Genomic DNA, 23,618 nt, shown 5'->3' on the forward strand with positions numbered 1-23,618 from the left:
CCCGTAGATGGCGTCGTGCTGGCCGAAGGCTCGACCGATACATGACTGAACCCTCCCGCGCGCGCCCGAGCCGGCCCGCCGATGTACCTTCCTCCGAGGCGCCGCCGATCGGCACCGGCGGACCCAGCGCTGTGGCACCCGCCGCTGGCGGGGACGGTGCCAACCCGCCCGCTCCTGTTGAGGCCGCTTGGCTCGCGCTGCCGGCCCCCTTCCGCTGGCTACGGCGCGTTCCCTGGAGCGCCGCGCGGCCCTGGCTGATCGTTGCCGGTGTCGCCCTGCTCGGGCTCTTCGTCTTCGATGCGCTGCATCACATGCTGCGCCACGTGCATTACGACGACATCGTCGCCGCGATTCACGACACGCCCGCGACGCGTCTGGCGCTTGCCATGCTGGCAACTCTGGCGAGCTACGCAGCTCTCACCGGTTACGACATTTCCGGCCTTCGCTTCGCCGGGGCAACGGTCAAGCGCTCGACCGTCGTGCTCACGTCGTTCATCGCCTACGCGTTGGGTAACTCTGTCGGCCTCGGGGTGCTCACCGGCGGCACCGTGCGTATGCGGATGTACGCTGCCGCGGGCGTCGACGCCTCGAAGGTCGCGCACGCCGTGGCGTTCAACGCCGGCGCTTTCGGGCTCGGCATGACGGTGTTCGGCTCGCTCGGCATGTTGTGGGGCGCGTCGCGAGTCTCGGCGCTGGTGCCGATTCCCGCGTGGATGTTGCAGATGTTCGCCGTGCTGTTGCTGGGCGGTGCTGCCGCGTTTCTCGTGTTGTGCGCCCGTAAGCGCACGGTGTCTCTCTTCGGCCGCTGGCCGATCCCGCTGCCGCCCATCCGTCTCGCGTTACGCCAGTTGCTGATCTCCGCCGCCGATCTGGGGATGGCCGCCGCCGCGTTGTGGTGCCTGCTGCCCGCAGGCGTGGTGGATCTGCCGACCTTCGTTGTCTTCTACGCGATTGCCATGGCGCTCGGTGTGCTCAGCCACGTGCCGGGCGGCGTGGGCGTGTTCGAAGCCGTGATTCTTCTCGCGACGAACGGCCACGCGCCCATCAGTCAGGTGGCGGGTGCGCTGGTGCTCTATCGCGGGATCTACTACCTGCTGCCGCTGATGCTCGCCGCGTGTCTGCTCGCCGGGTTCGAGCTACGGCAAGGTCCGGCTGCCCCGATCGGGCGGGCGGCCGTGCGCCTTTTCCCCGGTTTGCTGGCGGCGCTCACGCTCGTTGCCGGGGTGATGCTGCTGATCTCGGGCGTGACGCCAGCAACACGCGACGCGGAAGACTTCCTGCGCAATCATGTGCCGCTGTTCCTCGTGGAGGTATCGCACTTGCTCGGCAGCGTGGCCGGGTTGTCGATGCTGTTCCTCGCGCGCGGCCTGCTGCACCGGCTCGATGCGGCATGGTGGGGCTCGCTCGGGCTCACCATTGTCGCGGCGGTGCTGGCGATTCCGAAGGGCATTGCGCTGTCGGAGTGCTTCGTGCTGGCCGTGCTCGCCACGCTGTTGCTCGTCTCGCGCAAACAGTTCGACCGGCGCTCGTCGCTCTTCACGCAGACGTTCGAGCCGGGCTGGATCATTGCCGTGCTGTCGGTGCTGGGCGCATGTACCTGGCTGATGTTCATGTCGTACCGGCGCGTGGGCTACGCGAATCAGCTCTGGTGGCAATTTACGTTCGACGGCGACGCGCCGCGCTCCATGCGCGCGCTGATGGTCGTGGCCGTGATCGGACTGGGGCTGTCGCTGTGGCAACTGCTGCGTCAGTCCCCCGGCGCGACGGTGCCGGCGAGCGAGGCGGAACTGGTGCAGGCGAAGGCCATCATCCGCAAGCAACCGGCCGCCGACGCGTGTCTTGCGCTGATGGGCGACAAGAGCTTCCTGTTCTCGCCGTCGGGCAACGCTTTCATCATGTACGCGAAGCATCGCCGCTCGTGGGTGTCGCTCTCCGACCCGGTGGGCGATCAGAAGGAGTGGCCCGAACTGATCTGGCGTTTCATCGAACTGGCCGACGCCCACGGAGGCCGCGCCGCGTTCTACAAGACGCGTCCGCAGGCATTGCCGCTGTACATCGATGCCGGGCTGCGTGCCTACAAGCTCGGCGAAGAAGCGTTTGTCTCGCTGCCGGAATTCGGTCTGCAAGGCGCGCGTCGCGCGAACCTGCGACACGGCGTGGCGCGCGGCGAGCGCGAAGGTCTGACGCTGGAAATCGTGCCCCCGGAAGCTGTCGCACCGCATCTCGCGGAAATGCGTTTGGTGTCGGATGCGTGGCTCGCGCGGCAGCATACGCGGGAGAAGGGTTTCTCGCTGGGTGCGTTCGACGACGCATACGTCGCGCGTCAGCCTGTCGCGCTCGTGCGCCGCGAGGAACGCCTTGTGGCGTTCGCCACGCTGATGTGTCCCGACGTGCTGCGCATCGAGGCGAGCATCGACCTGATGCGACAGGTGCCCGACGCCCCGCCGGGCACGATGGATTTCCTGTTCGCGAAACTGATGTTGCATTTCAAGGCACAGGGCTATCAGCGCTTCGGCCTCGGCATGGCGCCGATGTCGGGCATGGAGACGCATCAACTTGCGCCTCGCTGGCATCGCTTTGGCCGCATGATGTTTGCGCACGGGGCGCGCTTCTACAACTTCCGCGGGTTGCGCAGCTTCAAGGACAAATTCGATCCGCAATGGGAGGCGCGTTATCTGATGACGCCGGGCGGCATCGCGCCGATGCTCACGCTGGCCGATGTGGCGGCGCTCGTGGGCGGCGGCTGGAAAGGGATGATTACCAAATGACCGGACACACGATGGTGACGCGCGGCGAGAGGAACGAGGGATATGCGAGATCGCGTGTGGGTGCGCACGACACGCACACGCCGCGCTGGGTGCGCCGCATCGCGCTGAGTGTTGCCGCATGCGTCGTGACGATGACGCCCGTCGCCGCATTGGCCCAGATGTCGACGCCGGCAGATTTGACCGAAGCGACGGGGGCTGCGGGTTCGCGCGCCAACGCGCTCAAGCCCGCTCCCAAGGCGGGACCGGTTGCACTACCGCCAACGGCCGCGCCGGGCGTGCCCGCACCGGCGATGCCTCAGGCGGCTGCCGCCGCCGCAGGGGCGGCGGCCTTTCGAGGTGCCGTGAACAACGCTGCGCCGGAAATCATGACCCACGGCCGTTTCGAGAACGTGCCGATCTTCCGTCCGCAAGGTGAGCCGAATGCGACGGTGCTCTTCTTCTCCGACGACGACGGCTGGACGCCGCGCGCCGAACGCATGGCCCGGGCGCTGGCGGACACCGGAGCGCTGGTGGCTGGCATCGACACCGCGCGTCTGATGGCGAACTACACGAAAGACGACATTGCCTGCGCCTACGCGGCGGGCGATCTCGACAACTTCGGCCGATGGGTCGAGGCTGCGGTGAAACTGCCCGGTTATACGCCACCGATTCTCGTTGGAGACGGGGTCGGCGGGACGTTCGCCTACGCGATGCTCGCGCAGGCGGGCAGCGATACCTTCTCAGGCGCGCTGTCGGTCGACTTCTGTCCCGTGTTGCCGATGTCGCGTGCGCTGTGTCAGGGCGAGGGCGTGCATTTCGGGCGCGGCATCACGCATACGGCGGGCGGTGCGCCGATGCGCTTGCTGCCCGCGCCCGTCATGAGCGCACCGTGGGTGACGATGGGCGGCCCGGCAGGCAACCCTGCCGCGCGCGCGCCGCGCTGCTCGGATCGTGTCGCGCAGGAATTCGCCGCGCGCACGCCGAACGCGAGCTGGCTCGTCGGCGGGCTTGCGGGCAGTCTGGGGGCTGTCGATGCCTCCGGCACGCCATCTGCCACGGGGACGCCGTCCACGTCTGTGCTGGCCGATTGGGTGACGCAGTACAAGAACGCGTTCCGGCGTCTGAATGCGCATCATGTGGCGGGAACGGCCCGGCCACCCGCGGCGGTGGCCGACTTGCCGGTCATCGAGGTAGCGGCCACCGGCAAACCTGCCGCGAACATGGCCGATACCTTCGCGATCCTGCTCTCGGGCGACGGCGGCTGGGCCGGACTCGACCGCGACGTCGCCGGCGCGCTCGCTGCTCACGGCATTCCCGTGGTCGGTGTCGATTCGCTGCGCTACTTCTGGTCGGCACGCACGCCGGCGTCCGGTGCGCTCGACATCGACCGTCTCATGCGTTTCTATCAGACCCGCTGGAACAAGAAGCGCGTCATTCTTATCGGTTACTCCCAAGGGGCCGACGTGCTGCCGTTCATGGTCAATCGCCTGCCGCCCATGGCGCGCGAGCGCGTGGGCTTGCTCGTGCTCATGGGACTTGGCCAGAAAGCGGATTTTGAATTCCGCATGACCAACTGGGTGATGTCGAGCCAGAACGGCCTGCCGATTCGTCCGGAAGTGGAGCGGCTGCCAGACGGAATGGCGATGTGCGTGTATGGGGCCGACGAGGACGACAGTAACTGCCCCGGACTCGATCCCAAGCGCGTTCAGGTCGTCAAGATGCCGGGCGGTCACCATTTCGATGGCAACTACACCGGGTTGGCCGACGTGATTCTCCAGGGGGTCGCCAAGCGTTGACGGCGGCCTGTCGTGCCGGGCCAACGTATCAGGGATCTGCTTTTTCTCGCCTTGCCTTCCGTGCGGGCGCTCCGTACACTGCCGCCAGTTTTCCCATCGACCCACGTTCCGCCCGTTCCACGCATTCCACACGAGGTGGCACGGCACACAGGAGAAGATCGACATGGCTGAGGGTTATTTCCCGAAGTGGCAGCAACAGGACACGGGCTCCGGCCGCGTGATCGCCCCCGATGAGCGTCTGCCCTGGCCGCAGACCATTGCGATGGGCGTGCAACACGTGGTCGCCATGTTCGGCTCGACCGTGCTCGCACCGTTGCTCATGGGCTTCGACCCGAACCTCGCCATCTTCATGTCGGGTATCGGCACACTGCTGTTCTTCGTGCTCGTCGGCGGCCGCGTGCCCAGCTATCTCGGCTCGAGCTTCGCCTTCATCGGCCTGGTCATCTCGGTGACGGGCTATGCCGGCAGCGGTCCGAACCTGAATATCCCGGTGGCGCTCGGCGGCATCATTGCCTGCGGCGTGCTCTACGCCATCATTGGCCTGATCGTGATGGCCGTTGGCACCCGCTGGATTGAAGCGCTCATGCCGCCGGTGGTCACCGGTGCCGTGGTTGCCGTGATCGGCCTGAATCTGGCGCCCGTCGCCGTGAAGGGAGTCTCGGCCACCAGCTTCGATACGTGGATGGCGCTCGCAACGGTTCTGTGCGTAGGTTTGGTGGCGGTGTTCGCGCGCGGCATGGTGCAACGTCTGCTGATTCTCGTGGGCCTGTTGCTCGCCTACGTGCTGTACGCGGTGCTGACCAACGGCATGGGCCTGGGCAAGCCGATCGACTTTTCCGTCGTGGCCAACGCCGCCTGGTTCGGCCTGCCGCATTTCGCCTCGCCGGTGTTCAAGCCGGAGGCCATGGTGCTGCTCGCCCCCATTGCCATCATTCTGGTGGCGGAGAACCTCGGTCACATCAAGGCGGTGAGCGCCATGACCGGGCAGAACCTCGACCGCTACATGGGCCGCGCTTTCCTGGGCGACGGGCTGGCGACCATCGTGTCGGGCAGCGTCGGCGGTACGGGCGTGACCACGTATGCCGAGAATATCGGCGTGATGGCCGTCACGAAGATCTATTCGACGGTGGTCTTCGCCGTGGCGGCGGTGATCGCCCTGGTGCTGGGCTTCTCGCCCAAGTTCGGCGCGGTTATCCAGACGATCCCCGGTCCGGTGCTGGGCGGCGTGTCGATCGTGGTGTTCGGGCTGATCACGGTGGCCGGCGCACGCATCTGGGTGCAGAACAAGGTCGATTTTTCGGATAACCGCAACCTCATCGTTGCCGCCGTCACGCTGGTGCTCGGCGCCGGCGACTTCACGCTGAAGTTCGGCAGCTTCTCGCTGGGCGGCATCGGCTGCGCCACGTTCGGTGCGATCATCCTGTACGCGCTGCTGCGCGGACGCGGCGCGTCGACGCCAGCGGCGATGTAGTTCGCCTCGTCGTCCGTCGCGAGGGCTGGCGCTGCAACACAACGGCACGACGCTTATGTCGTGCCGTTTTCATTGGCGGCGGCGGGGGTGGCCAACCGCTCGAGCAGTTGCCGCGCGTAGACGGGCAGGGCGTCGCGCTCGCGCACGCACAGCACCAGCGTGCGCAGCGCCCACGGGTCGGAGAGCGGCACGATGCCGATGCCCAGCGTGGCTGCCGAGCGCCGGGCGGCGCTCAGGGGCACGATACCCAGCGCCGCGCCGGCTGCCACGGCACGGCACAGGCTGTCGAAGTCACGCAGACGCAGGCGGTAGCGCAGCGGCCGTCCGGCACGCTTGGCGTGGCCGTCCAGATGCTCGGCCAGCGCACTTTGTTCGGGCAGGCCGATGAACTCGCTATCCAGCACGTCGATGAACGCGGCGTCGCGCCGCGTGGCCAGCGCATGACCCGGCGGTGTGACGACGACCAGCCTGTCCTGCCGGAACGGCACCGCCTCCAGGCCCGTCAGTTCGATCCAGTCGGAGACGACGCCAATGTCGGCCGCCCCTTCGAGCACCGCTTGCACGACGGCCTGACTCGTCTGCTCACGCAGTGAAATCTCGACGTTCGGATGCTCGGCGAGGAACGTCCCCAGCAGATCGGGCAGAAACTCGGACATCGCAACGGTGTTGGCGGCAATGCGCACGTTGCCCTTGAGTCCGGCCGCGTATTCGCCGAGTTCGCCGCGCATCCGTTCGATCTGGGCGAGCACGCGTCGCGCGTGAGCGAGCAGGGCGCGTCCGGCGGGGGTGGGAATGACGCCCTGGGGGTGGCGCATGAAGAGCGCTACGCCCAGCGTCTCCTCGAGACCGCGAATGCGCGCGCTGGCAGAGGCCAGCGTCAAATGGGCGCGTTCGGCGCCGCCGGTGATGCTGCCCGCTTCGGCAACCAGCAGGCAAAGACGCAGATCGGTCAGGTCGAATCGCACGGGGCAGGCCGCAGGGCGTTGGGGCAATGGCGTCAGTGTAGCGGCTCGGCCGGGGTGGGCGCACTTGGGGTGCAATGTCCGAATTTCGGGGCTTGCCGGACCCCAAACATCGATGCCAACTGACTTGGGAAAGGGCACATGGTAAACTACGCGCTTTCAAGACACGGCCGTACCCGCGACGGCCTCGCCCGCCAAGCCGCTTGATTTCATCGCCGGCGGGTCGTCTTGCCGGCGTCTTCAGGTGCGTCGCCCATATGAGCGCGATGCCCGTCGCACGCCCGACGCGGGCATTCCACCAAAAACAAACAACATCGATAACGCGCGGGGACACACATTGTGGAGTCCGCGCATTGGTCTTTATATGTCTTTTGAAAAGCTCGGCCTGTCGGCCGACATCCTGCGTGCGGTAGCCGACCTTGGCTATACGCACCCGACTCCGATTCAACTGCAAGCGATTCCGGCCGTCCTGCAAGGCGGCGATCTCCTCGCCGGTGCCCAGACCGGGACCGGCAAGACGGCAGGCTTCACGCTGCCGATTCTGCAAATGCTCGCTTCGCGCGCGCGTCCTGCCGCCGCGAACGGCAAGCGCCCCGTGCGCGCCCTCGTGCTGACCCCCACGCGTGAGCTGGCGGCGCAGGTCGAGGAAAGCGTCACGCAATACGGCAAGTACCTGCGTCTCACGTCCATGACCGTGTTCGGTGGTGTGTCGATGGTGCCGCAGGTCAAGCAATTGGCGCGTGGCGTGGATATCCTCGTCGCCACGCCGGGCCGTCTGCTCGATCACATGCAGCAGAAGACGGTCGATCTGTCCGGTGTCGAGATTCTCGTGCTGGACGAAGCCGACCGCATGCTCGACATGGGTTTCATCCGCGATATCCGCCGTGTGCTGGCGGTGTTGCCTGCGCAGCGTCAGAACCTGCTGTTCTCGGCGACGTTCTCCGACGAGATCAAGCAATTGGCCGACGGGCTGCTCAAGTCGCCTGCGCTCATCGAAGTCGCGCGTCGCAACACGACGGCCGAGACCGTCGCACAGAAGATTCACCCGGTCGATCGTGACCGCAAGCGCGAACTGCTCGAACACCTCGTGCGCGAGCACAATTGGTTCCAGGTGCTCGTGTTCACGCGCACCAAGCACGGTGCCAACCGCCTGGCCGAGCAATTGACGAAGGGCGGCATTCCCGCGCTCGCCATTCACGGCAACAAGAGTCAGGGCGCCCGCACGCGTGCGCTCGCCGAATTCAAGAGTGGCACGCTGCAAGTCCTGGTCGCGACCGATATCGCTGCGCGCGGCATCGACATCGACCAACTGCCGCACGTGGTCAACTTCGATTTGCCGGAAGTGGCGGAAGACTATGTGCACCGTATCGGCCGCACGGGCCGCGCTGGCGCGAACGGCGAAGCGGTGTCGCTGGTGTGCGTGGACGAGCACCAACTGCTCACGCAGATCGAACGTCTCATCAAACGCACCATCGATCGTGAAGTGATTCCGGGCTTCGAGCCGGACCCGCACGCCGTGGCGCAACCGATTCGCAAGACGCAGCAAGGCCGTGGCGCGGGCGGACGTGGCGGACGCAGCGGCGGCGACGATGCACGTCAGCCGGCGCGCGCTCCGCGTGAAGCCCGCGAGCCGCGCGATGCGGGTCGTGGTGCTCGTCAGGGCGGTGAGCCGAAGCCGCGCCGCGAAGGCGAGCGCAGTGGCCGTCAGGGTGGCAATGGCGGCAATGGGGGTAACGGTGGCAAGGCTGGCACCGGTGTGAACGCCGGGAATGGCGGGAATGGCGGGAATGCGGGGCAAGGCGTGCAGCAACGTCAGCAGACGCCGCGGCGTCAGGGCGAAGCCCAACGCGCGCCCGCCCGAGCCACGCAGAATTCCGCGGCACCGCGTCAGGGTCACGAGGGTCGCAACACCCAGAGCGCGCCGCGTGGCCAGGGCGGTGGTGGCGAGCGCGGCGACTTCGCTCAGCGTGCGCCGCGCCCGGCGCGCCGCGATGGGGCCGGCGGCGCCCTGCTGATGGGCAAACCCAAGCGCGACTGAGCGCTCACCGGGGTATCGACGCTGCGCGCGCCACTCACCATTCCGACGAATGTGAGTGGCGCGTTCCGCATCCGTCGAGTTGTCATGCGACGTCGCGATGTGGTCGGCGATTCGCATCGGCCAGCGTTATCCGGACTGTCCCGGAGCGGCGGGCTGCGCAAAATAAGTAAAATGTTAAGCTTTTGCGCCCGGCGGCCCGGGCGTGCCGCGACGATGACGCTGGGCCTATCGCAATCAGCCCAGCCGCACCGGCTCGCCCACGCACGCGCCGCCTTTCCGTTCTCCGAGGATTTCATGATCGCCCGTGTCACCCGGCTGTTCCCGTTGTGGGCTCTGCTGCTCTCCGTTATTGCCTTTCTTTCGCCCGGCAGCTTTTCCGGCATTACGCCGCACGTCACGGCGCTCCTGACTGTCGTGATGTTCGCGATGGGCGTTACGCTGACCTTCGACGACTTCAAGCGCGTGTTCACGCGTCCCGCCCCGATCGTCGCGGGCGTGGTGCTGCACTATCTCGTCATGCCGCTGGCGGCCTGGATCATCGCGCGCGTGTTGCACATGCCACCCGACCTGACGGCCGGCATGGTGCTCGTCGGCAGCGTGGCGAGCGGCACGGCATCGAACGTCATGATCTATCTCGCCCGTGGCGACGTGGCCCTGTCGGTCACGATCAGTGCCATGTCGACGCTCGTCGGCGTGTTCGCCACGCCGTTGCTCACACGCCTGTACGTCGATGCATCGATTGCGGTGGACGTGGAGGGCATGCTGCTGTCGATTCTTCAGATCGTGGCACTGCCGATTGGCGCGGGGCTGCTCATCAACCGTTATCTCGGCCGTGCGGTGCGCGCTGTCGAAGGCTATCTGCCGCTCGTCTCGATGGTGGCGATCGTGCTCATTATCGGCGCAGTGGTCGGCGCGAATCAGGGCAACATCGCCACGGTCGGACCGCTGGTGATGGTCGGCGTGATTCTGCACAACGGACTGGGTTTGCTCGGCGGTTACTGGGGCGGTCGTTTGCTGGGTTTCGACGAATCGATCTGCCGCACGCTGGCGATCGAAGTCGGCATGCAGAACTCAGGGCTGGCTGCCACGCTGGGCAAGATCTACTTCACGCCGCTGGCCGCATTGCCGGGCGCACTCTTCTCCGTTTGGCACAATCTCTCAGGGTCGTTGCTCGCGGGCTACTGGCGCGGCCGCCCGACGGGCACCGCCAACGATTCGCAGGCAACGCTCACGCGTCCGCTTCACTGAGTCTTTCTTGCGCCGCACGCGGGTGTGTGCGGCGCGCAACGGGTCCGCGCACCGTCATCGCGCGCATTTGCCTTTCTGCCTCTCATCGCCTACAACTTCGATATACCGTTCGCGGCGGTGAGTGAATTCGCATCACGGCCCCGTGCGTGCGTTTTGCCTCTCCCATTCCCTCGCCCACGCACATCAGCCGCGAGTCCGGGTTCGCGATCATTCCGAAAGGCGCCGCGAATGCGCGCGAGTTCTCCGAATCGGCGGGCCGCACGAATGTGCAGCCCGCACGCGCCGGCCGTCTTATTCAGAGCGAGGTCTAGGGGGGGCGGCTGGCACGCCGAAGGGGTGCCGGCGAGCGCGCGTGAGCGTTGGCTGTGAACGTTTTGCAGGGAGTCCGTCATGTCTTTGAGTGTCAACGGGATTGTCATCGACGCACGCCGCGTCGCCGATGAGATCGATCTGCATCGAGACGCGGCCGATCCGGAAGCGGCCGCCGAGCGCGCGCTCGTCAGCCGTGAGTTGTTACGCCAACGCGCGCGGGACTTGCGGCTGCTCGTCGACGCCGACGACGAGATGAACGCGAGCGACGACGACATTGTCGACGCGCTGTTCACGCGAGACGTGCAAGTGCGCCGTCCGACCGAAGCCGAATGCCGGGCCTATTTCCACGAACATGCAGGACAGTTTCGCGTGGGCGACAAGGTGCAGGCGAGTCATATCCTGTTTGCGCTGTCGGCGGGCGTGCCGCTGTCCAGCACGTTGGGACGGGCGCAGTCGGCACTGGATGCCGTGCTCGCGGAGCCAGCGTCGTTCGAGTCAGTCGCGCGAACCATGTCGGACTGCCCGTCAGGCCGCGCGGGCGGCAGTCTGGGGATGCTCGCCCGTGGCAGCGGTGCGCCGGAGTTCGAGCTGGTGCTGTTCTGCGGCGACCGCCTGGGCGTGCTGCCCAGACTCGTGAACACACGCTATGGTTTTCACGTCGTGCGTATCGAACGGCGAGTGAAAGGGCGCATGCCGCCGTTCGAGCGCGTGGCCGAGCGCATTGCCGCGCAGTTATACGAGCAAGCCCGTGCGCGCGCATTGCGTCACTACGTGGCGCTGCTTGCCGGGGCTGCCGAGATCAGCGATGCCAACGATAACGACGGGCCGACTCGCGTGCAGTAGCACGGTCGTCTGTACTACGCACCGTGTGTAAATGAGCGCGTGCGTGACGATGCGTTGAACACGTAACGTCAGCCTGATGAGTTTCCGCCGAGGGCTGAGTTCTGTCGTGGACAGAACTCAGCCCTTCTTGTTTGTGCGTGAGGGGCGCGCACCCAGCGCCGCAACACCGAGCGTTTCCACGAACTTTGTCATTCCCCCGAAACGAATGAGATGGTGTGCAGCGTGAGCGGCAGAGCACACTGGCCTATGGATCGCAATGCTCACTATAAGTGGCCGCTAAATGGGTATCAAAGCGCGAGCAGCATTCGCCTATGCTTAGGATGTCGTGATATTCGGGTGTCAACGTCACGATACTTAAAGCATGCATTGCGAACATGCGGGGGCCCTATCATGACGATCACTGCGACATGCGCTGTCGTTGGCGGCGGAATATCAGGTATTGCGACTGCGCATTATCTGCGCCGCGCCGGCATTGATGCCGAGCTTCTTGAGCAGCATCGGGCCCCGGGCGGCCGGATGCTTGGCGCGACACTTGATGGTGAGCGAATCGATCTCGGTGGCAAGAACATCGGCCGGCACTACCGACGATTTCGCGCGCTGGCGCACGAACTCGGACCCTTTGCGTTGGAGCCTTTCGGCATCAACACTTCGCGCATTCGCGACGGACGAATCGTCACGCTCGATAGCACGCACCGCCTTGCCAGCACATTCGCGTACATGCGAGGCTGCCCCCCCGCCGATGCACTACGCCTTGCGGCACTCTGCTCACGCGTGTGGCTCGATGCGCGTAATCGGTTTCTCGACGGACCATCCTTCGCCAGGCTGGCGCGTCGCGCCGACGATTCGACGCTTTCCACCTACTTCAGCCCGGCGTTTTGTCGAGCCGTGGTACGGGCCATGTCGGTGCGGATGAACGGCGCCGAGCCTGATGAAATCCATCTCGGCAACTTTGGCACCCACCTTGGGATGTGGCTCGATACCTACGACCAACTCAAGGACGGCATGGGCGCCTTCATCGATGCTGCAACCGCACCGCTAAAGATACGCTGCGACGCGCGCGTGGAGCGCGTCGTGGTGCGCAACGGGCGAGTTTCCGGTTTGCAGGTGCGTTACGCCGATGGCCGTGCCAGTGACCTGGGATATGACCATGTGGTGCTTGCAACACCTGCATGTGTCAGTGCCGAGTTGCTGCGTGAGCACGACGCGGTACTCGCGGCCGCGTTCGACGAAATACGCTATTTTCCCGTGCTTGTTGTGGTGGCTGCCTATCGCCGTCCGGTATTTTCCGTCAATGTGCGCGGCCTGTCGTTCGGGCCGGATAGCGAATTGAGCAACGCCGGCGCGTATGGCATCGAGCGGTTGGACATGGTGCGCTATACGTTCAGCGGCCGTAAGGCGCGCGCTTTGATCGCAAGCGCGCGGGGCGTCGACGGCATCGCCAGACCGCAAGCCGAAGGGCTGCTCGACCTGGCCGAGGCTGCCCTGCGTCGCCACATTCCGGTGGAGCGGGCCGATCGGCGCGATGTTGTCGCGCACCTCTTCGATCCGGGACTGTGTGCTTATGCGCCGCACCACTACCGGCTGCGTGCATTGCTCGACGATCGGCGCCACGCTATCGACGGCTTGGCATTCGCTGGCGATTACCTGCGCGGCGCGTCGATCGAGGCTTGCATGTTCGCGGCACAGGAAGCAGCGGTTCGCATCGCACAATCCTTCCCCAAGGGCAGTCGACGCTCATCACGCGGTACCGGTTACGGCTACCGCGCGTCGACGTAGGCCCAGTCTGAAGCGCACAGGCTAATCCGTCGTTGCGCACGATAGGCTCGCTTCAGTCCCCCCAATGGTTGAACGGAGTCGCCATGAACCTCCAACCTTCTTCGAGCGCCAGTGCCGCCAGTGCCACCAGTTCCCCCGATGCCTCCACGAGCGATGCCTTTGCCGTGCAGGGGAAACTCAATCGCGAGCTGGTCCACAAGACCGATGTGACCAATGTTTTCGTGGCGTCGATCAATCGGACCGCCGACACGGCCGACGGGCGCGAGTGCTTCATCGCCGAACTCGACATCGACCGGCATCACCCCTTTTTCTTCGAGCATCCGCTCGACCACGTTCCGGGCCTGATGCTGATCGAAGGCACCCGGCAGACCGGCACGGCGATTTCGCATCGCTTCTATGACGTGTCTCACGATCTCGTCTTTGTCCTCAATGCGCTGGAAGTCACCTTCGAGCACTTTGCCGAGTTGCATGCTCCCCTTTCGGTGCGATTCGTGATCGTGGCCAAGACTTATCGCCATGATCGTCTGGCCTCGCTCTCCTGCGAAAGTCAGTGGCTGCAGTTCGGCCGCCCGCTGGGCACGATGAATGCGCGCTGGAGCTTTTCTCCGCCGGCGCTGCTTGCCCGGCTGCGTCACGCTGCCAAGGCAGGCGACATCCATTGAGTCGCGGCGATCGCCCGTTGGCAGGGCGTTGCAAGGAGACATCATGAAACATCTCGCCCGTTGGCTGGGCCTGCGTTACCCGCAGGATCTTGCCCCGCTTGCACTTGTGGTGTGTACGGCGGTGTTCCAGTGGGCCGCGTACTTGCGGGTGCATGACCTGCGTGCTGCGATCGCGTGCGCGATGCTGCTCCTGCTGCCCCAGATCGCCGTATCTACCGCAGTTCATAACCAATCGCATGTCGGCATGTTCGTAGGCGCGTGGGGCAACCGCGTGCTGGAACTGGTCATGTTCCTGCAAACGGGTATGTACGCTGCGAAGTTTCGGCTGCATCACAGTCGAGGGCACCACCTGCATTACACGGAGCCCGAACGTGATCCATCGCGCTGGATCGATGCGGGCGGCCGCCGCATGTCGCGGCTTGCTTACGTTGCACACTATTTCCTCACGTATGACTATCACGTGCTTCGCATTGGGCGGACGTGCACAAGTTTGCGCCGTCGCTGCCTCTGGCAGGTGGCGGCCAGCTACGTTGTGCTGGCGGTATTGGTATTTCACGACCCGCGCAATGCGCTGGTGTTCTTCGTTGCTCCGATCGTGCTCGTCTGGCTCAACTTTATTCACATGACCTACGACGACCACATCGACCTCTACTCCCGTGACCCGTTCAAAGCGTCGCACACGAAGGCCAATCACTGGCTCAATCTCGTGTTTTTCAACAACGGTTATCACCTCGCGCATCACCTGCGCCCGGGCTTGCATTGGAGCCGCCTGCCGCAATTCCATCGGCAGATCGCGCATCGGATCGACGTGCCTGCCTCGTCGGGCGCGTTCAATCGCTGGTTTCGATAACGAGACCTCTCATGACTTCCTCATCGACGTTGGCAGGTAGTGTGCCCTCCCGTCGCCCATCGACGGCTTCGCGCGCCGTCGTTATCGGTGCGGGCATGGCTGGCTTGCTCGCTGCGTATGTGCTGGCCAGTCACTATGACGAAGTCTGTCTCGTCGAGCGCGACGAACTGGCCGATGCGCCGGGGGCCAGGCCTGGCGTGCCGCAAGGGCACTATGTTCATCAACTCCTGATGCGAGGGCGCCGCACGCTTGAGGCACTGTTCCCGGATCTCGAGCAGACGTTGCTCGAGGCCGGCGCGGTGCCGCTCGACTGGTATCGGTCTGTGCGGTGGTTCGGTGCCGCTGGCTGGATGCCGCCGGCAGGCGAAGGGTTCGTCACATGGTCGGCGAGCCGCGACTTGCTCGAGTTCGCGGTGCGCCAGCGAGTGCAAGCCGAGCGGCATGTCAGCGTGCTCAAGGGTTGCGAAGTGACAGGCCTCAGCTTTGACCCGGCGCTCGGGCGTGTTCGCGGCGTGGCGATTCGGCACCGTTGTGCGCGGACCTTGTCCGGCGATGCCGAAGGCGCCACGACATTGCCGGCCGCATTCGTTGTCGACGCCAGTGGCCGCAATTCGCGCGCACCGACGTGGCTGGCAGCCGCAGGCTTCGATACGCTCAGAGAAACCGTCGTAGACGCCCGTGTCGGGTATGCGAGCCGTCTCTACGACGTGCCGAAGCGTTCGGTCTGGCGCGATTGGCAGGCGCTGGTGGTGCATGGCCGCCCACCGGAATGCTTGCGCAGTGGCACGATCTTCCCGATCGAGGGCAATCGGTGGATTGTCACGTTGACGGGCGCCGGTGGCGACTTTCCCCCCGGCGAGGAAGATGGCTTCACAGCCTTTGCGCGCAGTCTGCGTGTGCCGGCCCTCTACGACGCCATTGCCGTCGCCGAACCGGTGTCGCCGATCCACCAGTTTCGCCGTACCGAGAACCGGTTGCGTCACTTCGACGGAATGGGGCGATGGCCGGCGGGCTTCGCGGTGCTTGGCGACGCTGCGTGCAGTTTCAATCCGGTGTACGGGCAGGGGATGACGATTGCCGCGTTGAGTGCCGTAGCACTCGACGCGCATCTGCATGTCCTTCGTCGCACCGGCGATGTCCCTGGCAGCCTTGCGTTGCAGCGAGCGCTGGCGCGCGTGGCTCGGCGCGCATGGATATTCGCAACGGGAGTCGATCTGCGTCAGACCGGAGGCGCGGTGTCAGCGCATTGGAAGGCGCGGCTCATGCAGCGCTATGTGGAGTCGTTGCTCGGACTCGCGGTGGACGACGCCGCCATCTACCGCCGGTTTCTGCGCGTGATGCACATGGTGGAGCCTCCGATGGCGCTGTTCGCGCCGCCGGTTGCCGCACAAGTCGCCTGGCGACTTGCCTGTCAGCAAGCTGCGCGCGTTTTTACGCCGGGAAGCCTTTCGTCACGACAAGGACGTGAGGCGATGGGCGTCAGAAAGACGGGGCGGAAGTGATTGCCGTCGATTCCCGTGATGACGCAAGGCAGCGCCTTGTCGGCCCCGTCTCCCTTGGCGGGCGATGTCCGCCCCGTCACGGGGCGGGTCTCGATGGGGGCGCCTATGTCCCCCGGCCCAGGGACGCTCAACCGACCCTCAGCTCGAGCGTGAGCGTGTCGAGCGTGAATGAACCGTCGTCCTGAATCTTGAAGTGACGACGCACGTTGTCGGCCATCGCTGTCTGCAAGGCGCGAATGGCCACTTGCATGGGCTCCGGCGTGCGCATGCGCGCCGTCCACGTCTTAAAGTCCAGATCGAGCGTGCGCGGCGTGAACGACGCCACCGAGAATCCCGCCCCTGCGGCCATCGTCATCCATTCGCTCGCCGCGTAATTGCGCACATGCGAGGTGTCGCGCAACACTTCCACCGCTTGCAGATAGGTGTCGAACAACGGTTGGCCGGTCGAGGCGACATCGCAGATCACCACGCGTCCGCCCGGCTTGAGCACGCGGCGCATCTCGCGCAGCGCGGCGCCCACGTCAGCCCAGTGATGCGCACTGTAGCGGCTGAACACGAGATCGAAGCTGGCGTCGGCGAATGCCAACGATTCGGCCGCGCCGAGTTGGGTGTCGATATTCGTCAGCCCCCGCTTCGTGGCCTCGCCCGCAACCACGCCGAGCATCTCTGGCGACAGGTCGTAAGCCACCACACGGGCGGCATGAGGCGCGGTGAAGAAGCTCACGTGGCCCGCGCCACAACCCAGATCGAGGACTTGCGCACCCGGATGCGCACGCGTAATCGCGGCGAGTTGCTCCAGATCGGCCCCCTGGGCGTGATTGGCGCTCGTCAGATAGGCCGAGGCCTGCGGGCCGAACTGGCCGGTGACGACGGCGTTATGCGCGTCATGGGCAGGGTGGGCGGCATGCGCCGCAGCGGAGCCGGGGGATTGCGGGGTATCGCTCACGGCGAGTCTCCTTGGTCTGTGGGATAGGGCGAGCTGGCTTCGGCGATGTACGGCTCAGGGGCTTGCGCGACATCGATGGACCTCACGATAATGGCTCGTCGATACTGGTACAAGTTGCCTATTTATCCTGGTATGAAAACTACCCCCATTGCATCGTCCGGCACCCCGTCGGCAGAGCCGGCGGCGTCTACCGATGATGCGCGCCAGCGTCGCGCGCTGGGTGACTTTCTGCGAGCGCATCGCGAGCGGCTGACCCCGGCGGCGGTCGGGCTGCCGCTGCTTGGACGGCGTCGAACGCCGGGACTGCGGCGCGAGGAAGTGGCGCAGTTATGCGGCTTGTCGTCGACCTGGTACACATGGATCGAGCAGGCGCGGGAAGTGTCGATTTCGGCGGGCGCGCTGGCAGCGGTGGCCAGCGCGCTGCGGCTCTCGCGCGCCGAACGCGCGTATCTCTTCGATCTGGCGGGCAAGCGCGATCCGGAGCGCGGCGCGGCGCCGTTGCCACATCACGCCGCAGCGCAGGTGCAAGCCGCAGTCGCCGCCGTGGCGGCCCCGGCCTACGCGCTCGACCGGTGCTGGGATGTCCTCGCGTGGAACCCCGCTGCCGCCGACATCTTTCGGGGCTGGCTCGACATGCCTGGTGCGAAGAATCTGTTGCGCTACATCTTTCTCGATGCGGGCGCACAGACGTTGATTCAGGATTGGGAGAGCCGTGCGCGACGTGTCGTCGCGGAGTTTCGCGCCGAATGCAGCGCTTATCTCGACGACACCCCCGTGCGCGCGCTCACAGACGCATTGCAACGCGAGAGCCACGTGTTCGCCGCGCTGTGGTCGCAGCAGGATGTCGTCGAGCGAGAAGGCGGCCGGCGCGGCTTTCATCACCCTGTGCGCGGGGATATCGACTTTGCTCAGGTCACGTTCCGTCTGTCCGGGCACGATGACGTCAAGCTCGTGATGCTGCTGCCATAGCGCGACGGGGGTGCCCACGGCAGGGCGCTACCATCATGCGACGGTCAGAAGGCGGGCCGCAGCCACTGCACGAACAGCGTGGTGCTGGCCATGCCGAGCAGCGTCATGATGAGCGAGCCGCCCACGTGAACGATGACGATGAGCGACGCCCAGCCCATCTCTCCTCCGCGCAGCAGCGTGGTGACTTCGGCGGAGAAGGTGGAGAACGTGGTGAGGCCGCCGAGAAACCCGGTGACGATCAACAGACGCCACTCGATGGGGATCGACGGAAAGTGGCTGAAGAGTGCCACGGCGACCCCGATCAGATAGCCACCCACGAGGTTGGCCGCGAGTGTGCCGAGCGGGAGCGTCGGCAAGACCGCATTGAACTGCAGGCTCAACGCCCAGCGCAACAGCGCGCCGAGTGCGGCCCCGATGCTGATGGCGAAGACCGAAGCGAACATGGGTGACTCCTCTGCCGATCGTATGAAAAAAAACGGCCAGTCCTTTCGGACCGGCCGCTTTCGCCTCTCAAGCGAAGACTACAGGCATTGCCACAGGACTTAGTCCTTCGGGAACGACGTGGCGCCGCCGTGCGCGCCCGACCACTCGGCCGGTGCGTGCAGGAATTTCTCGACTTCGTCGAGCGTCTTCGTGTCGAAGTGGTTCTGCTGCTTGGCAACGCGCAGCACGTCCCACCACGTCGCGAGCGAGTGCAGTTGGACATCGATGTCCTTGAGCACCTGACGGCTCTCCGGGAAGATGTCGTAGTGGAAGATCACGAACACGTGATTCACGCTCGCACCGGCTTCACGCAGCGCCTTGCAGAAGTTGATCTTGCTGCGACCGTCGGTCGTCAGATCTTCCACGAGCAGCACGCGCGAGCCTTCCGGCAGATCGCCTTCGATCTGCGCATTGCGGCCGAAGCCCTTCGGTTTTTTGCGAACGTACTGCATCGGCAGCATCAGCTTGTCGGCGATCCAGGCCGCGAACGGAATGCCTGCGGTCTCACCGCCGGCCACCGTATCGAACTGCTCGCAACCGACGTCCTGAATGATGACGGCCTCGGCGAAGTCCATCAGCGTACGGCGCACACGCGGGTACGAGATCAGCTTGCGGCAGTCGGTGTAGACCGGGCTGGCCCAGCCCGAGGTGAAGATGTACGGCTTCTCGGCGTTGAAATGCACCGCGCCCACTTCGAGCAGGATCTTGGCGGTGATGTCGGAAATCGCCTGGCGGTCGATGCCAATCATGATGCGGTTCCTTAACGTAGCTGCCCGCCGTGGGGCGTGCAGCCAGGAGTCATGGGTCAGTCAGCGCGCAGCCGCAGCGCGTAGGGCACTGGGGCAGGACGCCGTCTAAGGCGGCGGGTCTGCACGTCTTGCGACGACCGACCGGCGCTTAAGCGCGAATTATGCCACAAGTTTCAGCAGATGCGAGGGCAATTATGCACTGAGCGTATATTTTCGACGGGGCGGATACGCATCGCGTGCGCGCACGGCGCATATGAAATATCGTCTCCGACAGGTGAGTCCAAAAAAAGAGACAGTTGCCGAGCCTTTATGACAGGCATACACTCACGCCGAAAATTCAGACCCGTCGGACGCGCTCATGCCAAACGATTCCTCGCCCTCGCTTGCGGCTTCTGCCGTGCCGCAAGACAACGCCTACGCGAACCGTGCCCTCTGGGCCTCGGCCATCGGCTATGCCATGGACGGCTTCGATCTGCTGATTCTCGGCTTCATCCTGCCCGCCATCGCGGCCGACCTTGCGCTGTCCAGCGCGCAGTCGGGCGCACTCGTGACCTGGACGCTCGTGGGCGCCGTCGTCGGGGGCATCGTCTTCGGCATGCTCTCCGACCGTTATGGCCGCGTACGCGTGCTGTCCTGGACGATCCTGCTCTTCGCCGTATTCACCGGTCTGTGCTCGCTCGCCCAGGGGTATTGGGATCTGCTGGCGTACCGGACGATCGCCGGCATCGGTCTGGGCGGCGAATTCGGCATCGGCATGGCGCTCGCGGCGGAAGCATGTGCGCCCGAGCGCCGTGCTCGCGCGTCGTCGTTCGTGGGTCTGGGATGGCAGGCCGGCGTGCTCGCCGCCGCTTTGCTCACGCCGTTGCTGCTGCCGGTCATCGGCTGGCGCGGCATGTTCGCTGTGGGCCTGCTCCCCGCCGTCGTGTCGTTCGTCATGCGCCGCGCGCTCGGTGAGCCCGAGATGTTCCTCGCGCAACAGAAACAGCCGCGCGAGCACGCGCCGCTCAAACTGCTGGTGAAAGATCGCGCCACCACGCGCGCGAGCCTCGGCGTGGCGATCCTCTGCTCGGTGCAGAACTTCGGTTACTACGGCCTGATGATCTGGATGCCGTCGTACCTGTCGAAGACGTTCGGTTACTCGCTGACCAAGTCGGCCATGTGGACGGCAGTGACAGTTCTCGGCATGGCGTTCGGCATCTGGTTGTTCGGCCGTCTGGCCGATCGCGTCGGCCGCCGTCCGACGTTCATCGGTTATCAGATCGGCGCCGTCGTGATGGTATTCGTCTACGCCCAGTTGCAGTCACAGTTCGCGCTGCTGATCGGCGGGGCGGTGATGGGGCTGTTCGTGAACGGCATGATCGGCGGCTACGGCGCGCTGATTTCGGAGCTGTATCCGACGGCCGCGCGTGCAACGGCGCAAAACGTGCTGTTCAACATTGGCCGCGCCGTCGGCGGATTCGGGCCGCTCACGGTCGGGGCGCTGGCTGCTGCGTATTCGTTCAAGATGGCGCTCGTCTTCCTCGCCAGCATTTACGTGCTCGACATTCTCGCCACGCTCTTTCTGATTCCGGAGCGTCGCGGTGAAGCGCTGAAATAAGGCGCTTTGAACGCGATATCGCCCGCGCGGCAGGCGCCGCGTGCGGCATCACGCTTTCGGCGCAAGGTGTACACTTTGCGTCCTGCGGTGCGTCCGGCGCACCGTCAGTCCCGAGCTCCGGCGCGCACACGCGCGACATGCCGGATCGGGGATGCGGCAGTCATCACGCTGCCGCGCACGGAAGAAAACCGTCGACGACACAATCGTCGAATCCCTCCGGTTGGCGCTTCCCCGCCGTGATCCGTCAAAAGACGGCTGAACCCAGACGCTGCCCGCATGCGGCTCGGGTCCGGCCGTCGCCCTGTCCTTAGGTATCGAGATATGGATGAACAACTGAAACAAAGCGCCCTGGCGTACCACGAGAATCCGCGTCCGGGCAAAATCTCGGTGACGCCGACCAAGCCGCTGTCGAACCAGATCGATCTGTCGCTGGCCTACTCCCCCGGCGTGGCCTACGCCTGCGAGGCCATCGCCGAAGATCCGCTCGCGGCCAATCGTTACACGTCGCGCGGCAACCTCGTCGGTGTGATCACCAACGGTACCGCCGTGCTTGGTCTGGGCAACATTGGCCCGCTCGCCGCCAAGCCGGTGATGGAAGGCAAGGGCTGCCTGTTCAAGAAGTTCGCCGGCATCGACGTGTTCGACATCGAGCTCGCCGAGCACGATCCGGACAAGCTCGTCGAAGCCATTGCCATGCTCGAGCCGACGCTCGGCGGCATCAACCTCGAAGACATCAAGGCGCCCGAGTGCTTCTACATCGAGAAGAAGCTGCGCGAGCGCATGAAGATCCCCGTCTTCCACGACGATCAGCACGGCACCGCCATCATCGCCTCGGCCGCGATCCTCAACGGCCTGAAGGTCGTGGGCAAGGACATTGCCAAGGTGAAGCTGGTCTGCTCGGGGGCCGGCGCTGCCGCCATCGCTTGTCTGGATCTGCTGGTGAACCTCGGCCTGAAGAAAGAGAACATTCTTGTTCTCGACTCGAAGGGTGTGATTCACACCGGCCGCGACAAGCTTGACGAGAGCAAGGCGCGTTACGCTGTGGCGACCGAAGCCCGTACGCTGGCCGACGCCAGCAACGGCGCCGACGTGTTCCTCGGCTGCTCGACCGCCGGCGTGCTGACCGGCGACATGGTCAAGACGATGGGCCCGAAGCCGCTGATTCTGGCGCTCGCCAATCCAGAGCCGGAAATCCGCCCGGAAATTGCGAAGGCTGCGCGTCCGGACTGCATCGTCGCAACCGGCCGTTCGGACTATCCGAACCAGGTCAACAACGTGTTGTGCTTCCCGTTCATCTTCCGTGGCGCGCTCGACGTCGGTGCGACCACCATCACGGAAGAGATGAAGCTCGCCACCGTGCGTGCCATCGCGGAGCTGGCGCAGGAAGAAGAGCAGAGCGAAGAAGTCGCACGCGCTTATGAAGGCCAGTCGCTCGAATTCGGTCCCGAGTACATCATTCCGAAGCCGTTCGATCCGCGTCTGATCATCAAGATCGCACCGGCCGTGGCGCAAGCCGCGATGGACTCGGGCGTAGCCACGCGTCCGATCCTGGACATGGACGCCTACCGCGAACAACTCGGCACGACCGTGTATCGCACCGGTTTCATCATGCGCCCGGTGTTCGCCGCCGCCCGCGCCCGCTTCGGCAACGACGCTGCCCGTATCGTGTTCGCCGAAGGCGAAGACGAGCGCGTGCTGCGCGCGGCCCAGTTCGTGCTGGCCGAGCGTATCGCCAAGCCGATCATCATCGGCCGTCCGGCCGTGGTGGAAATGCGCCTGCAGAAGATCGGCTCGAAGCTCAAGCCGGGTGTTGATTTCGAGATCGTGAATCCGGAAGACGACACGCGTTATCAGCGTTGCTGGCAGGAGTACCACAACCTTGGCGCACGTCACGGTGTGACGCCGGAAGTTGCCAAGGCTGCCATGCGCAAGGACAACACGCTGATCGGTGCGATCCTCGTGCGTCTGGGCGAAGCCGACGGCATGATCTGCGGCATGATCGATACCTACCATCGCCATCTGGATGTGGTCGATCAGGTGCTCGGCCGCGCGGCCGGTGTCGAGAACTACGCCGCCATGAACCTGTTGATGCTCGAGAAGCGCAACCTGTTCATCAGCGACACGTACGTCAATGAGACGCCGACCTCGGAGCAACTCGCCGAGATGACCGTGCTCGCCGCGAAGGAAATCGAGCGCTTCGGCATCGCCCCGAAGGTGGCGCTGCTCTCGAACTCGAACTTCGGCAGCGTGAAGTCGGCATCGGCACAACGCATGGCCCGCGCCTGCGAACTGCTCGCCGCACGTGCGCCGGCGCTGGAAGTCGACGGTGAAATGCACGGCGACGCCGCGTTGTCGGAGACGGTGCGTCGCGCCGCGTATCCGGCGTCGCGTCTGTCGGGTGAAGCGAACCTGCTGGTCATGCCGAACGTCGAAGCGGCGAACATCACGTACAACCTGCTCAAGATGACGGGCGGCGAAGGCGTGACGGTCGGCCCGTTCCTGCTGGGCTGCGCCAAGCCGGTTCACATTCTGACGCCGGCCGCCACCGTGCGCCGCATCATCAACATGACGGCCGTTGCTGCGGCCAACGTCAGCCGTTGATGCTCAGGGGGGCGTGACGCCGGGGTAATTTCCGGTGTCCTTGCCTGCCGGCTGCGCGAGAGCGCA

At 65.2% G+C, this 23,618-nt stretch carries 17 protein-coding genes; 13 read left to right on the top strand and 4 right to left on the bottom strand.

Translation table 11 applies throughout. The features are described from left to right. The first annotated feature begins 41 nt into the window (after positions 1-41). From mprF to PBR20603_RS15065, 3 genes are all read left to right on the top strand, one after another. Positions 42-2,768, top strand: a complete 2,727-nt coding sequence (mprF, locus tag PBR20603_RS15055; RefSeq protein ID WP_150560316.1) for a bifunctional lysylphosphatidylglycerol flippase/synthetase MprF — start codon at positions 42-44, stop codon at positions 2,766-2,768. Then, positions 2,765-4,543, top strand: coding sequence for a virulence factor family protein (locus PBR20603_RS15060; protein ID WP_246174705.1), 1,779 nt, complete (start codon positions 2,765-2,767; stop codon positions 4,541-4,543). Before mprF ends, PBR20603_RS15060 begins: the two co-directional genes overlap by 4 nt. 163 nt (positions 4,544-4,706) lie before the next feature. After that, positions 4,707-6,014 carry a solute carrier family 23 protein gene (locus PBR20603_RS15065; RefSeq protein ID WP_150560317.1) on the top strand — a complete coding sequence of 436 codons (1,308 nt, stop codon included), beginning with the start codon at positions 4,707-4,709 and terminating at the stop codon, positions 6,012-6,014. Between the two features lie 53 nt (positions 6,015-6,067). On the opposite strand, the gene PBR20603_RS15070 is transcribed toward PBR20603_RS15065, so the two are convergent. Beyond that, positions 6,068-6,979 carry a LysR family transcriptional regulator gene (locus PBR20603_RS15070; protein ID WP_150560318.1) on the bottom strand — a complete coding sequence of 304 codons (912 nt, stop codon included), beginning with the start codon at positions 6,977-6,979 and terminating at the stop codon, positions 6,068-6,070. A 361-nt stretch (positions 6,980-7,340) separates the two neighbouring features. Here PBR20603_RS15070 and PBR20603_RS15075 point away from each other — a divergent pair, with 361 nt between their 5' ends. The 7 genes from PBR20603_RS15075 to PBR20603_RS15105 all read left to right on the top strand — a co-directional run bounded on the left by PBR20603_RS15075 (position 7,341) and on the right by PBR20603_RS15105 (position 16,207). Continuing rightward, positions 7,341-9,014, top strand: coding sequence for a DEAD/DEAH box helicase (locus tag PBR20603_RS15075; RefSeq protein WP_150560319.1), 1,674 nt, complete (start codon positions 7,341-7,343; stop codon positions 9,012-9,014). Between the two features lie 294 nt (positions 9,015-9,308). Continuing rightward, positions 9,309-10,262 (top strand): ketopantoate/pantoate/pantothenate transporter PanS, encoded by a 954-nt coding sequence (gene panS / locus PBR20603_RS15080; RefSeq protein ID WP_150560320.1) that lies wholly within the window; start codon positions 9,309-9,311, stop codon positions 10,260-10,262. Positions 10,263-10,652: 390 nt separating this feature from the next. Next, on the top strand, positions 10,653-11,417 hold the full coding sequence (locus PBR20603_RS15085; RefSeq protein ID WP_150560321.1) for a peptidylprolyl isomerase: 765 nt from the start codon (positions 10,653-10,655) through the stop codon (positions 11,415-11,417). Between the two features lie 246 nt (positions 11,418-11,663). Then, the gene (locus PBR20603_RS15090; protein ID WP_246174707.1) at positions 11,664-13,193 is read left to right on the top strand and encodes a protoporphyrinogen/coproporphyrinogen oxidase; all 1,530 of its coding nucleotides are present in this window, start codon (positions 11,664-11,666) and stop codon (positions 13,191-13,193) included. A gap of 83 nt (positions 13,194-13,276) precedes the next feature. After that, the gene (locus PBR20603_RS15095; RefSeq protein ID WP_150560322.1) at positions 13,277-13,855 is read left to right on the top strand and encodes an AfsA-related hotdog domain-containing protein; all 579 of its coding nucleotides are present in this window, start codon (positions 13,277-13,279) and stop codon (positions 13,853-13,855) included. A 43-nt stretch (positions 13,856-13,898) separates the two neighbouring features. Further along, positions 13,899-14,705 (top strand): fatty acid desaturase family protein, encoded by an 807-nt coding sequence (locus PBR20603_RS15100; RefSeq protein ID WP_150560323.1) that lies wholly within the window; start codon positions 13,899-13,901, stop codon positions 14,703-14,705. A gap of 11 nt (positions 14,706-14,716) precedes the next feature. Beyond that, the gene (locus PBR20603_RS15105; RefSeq protein ID WP_150560324.1) at positions 14,717-16,207 is read left to right on the top strand and encodes an FAD-dependent oxidoreductase; all 1,491 of its coding nucleotides are present in this window, start codon (positions 14,717-14,719) and stop codon (positions 16,205-16,207) included. Positions 16,208-16,334: 127 nt separating this feature from the next. Here the strand turns inward: PBR20603_RS15105 and PBR20603_RS15110 are convergent, their stop codons facing one another. Next, complete coding sequence (locus tag PBR20603_RS15110) at positions 16,335-17,153, bottom strand: class I SAM-dependent methyltransferase (RefSeq protein ID WP_150560325.1); 819 nt, start codon at positions 17,151-17,153, stop codon at positions 16,335-16,337. 132 nt (positions 17,154-17,285) lie between these two features. Here PBR20603_RS15110 and PBR20603_RS15115 point away from each other — a divergent pair, with 132 nt between their 5' ends. After that, entirely contained in the window at positions 17,286-18,122 is an 837-nt protein-coding gene (locus PBR20603_RS15115; RefSeq protein ID WP_246174709.1) for a helix-turn-helix transcriptional regulator, read from the top strand. Between the two features lie 44 nt (positions 18,123-18,166). Here the strand turns inward: PBR20603_RS15115 and crcB are convergent, their stop codons facing one another. Beyond that, positions 18,167-18,565, bottom strand: a complete 399-nt coding sequence (crcB, locus tag PBR20603_RS15120; protein ID WP_150560326.1) for a fluoride efflux transporter CrcB — start codon at positions 18,563-18,565, stop codon at positions 18,167-18,169. Between the two features lie 99 nt (positions 18,566-18,664). Continuing rightward, a complete protein-coding gene (locus PBR20603_RS15125) occupies positions 18,665-19,354 on the bottom strand; it encodes an orotate phosphoribosyltransferase (RefSeq protein WP_010806896.1) in 690 nt (229 codons plus the stop codon). A gap of 358 nt (positions 19,355-19,712) precedes the next feature. On the opposite strand from PBR20603_RS15125, the gene PBR20603_RS15130 reads away from it, so the two are divergent. Next, positions 19,713-20,951: an MFS transporter gene (locus PBR20603_RS15130; protein ID WP_150560327.1), complete on the top strand. Its 1,239-nt coding sequence runs from the start codon at positions 19,713-19,715 to the stop codon at positions 20,949-20,951. A gap of 321 nt (positions 20,952-21,272) precedes the next feature. Further along, on the top strand, positions 21,273-23,552 hold the full coding sequence (locus PBR20603_RS15135; RefSeq protein ID WP_150560328.1) for an NADP-dependent malic enzyme: 2,280 nt from the start codon (positions 21,273-21,275) through the stop codon (positions 23,550-23,552). The last annotated feature ends 66 nt before the right edge of the window (positions 23,553-23,618 follow it).

This window comes from Pandoraea bronchicola, assembly GCF_902459805.1.
Classification (GTDB): domain Bacteria; phylum Pseudomonadota; class Gammaproteobacteria; order Burkholderiales; family Burkholderiaceae; genus Pandoraea; species Pandoraea bronchicola.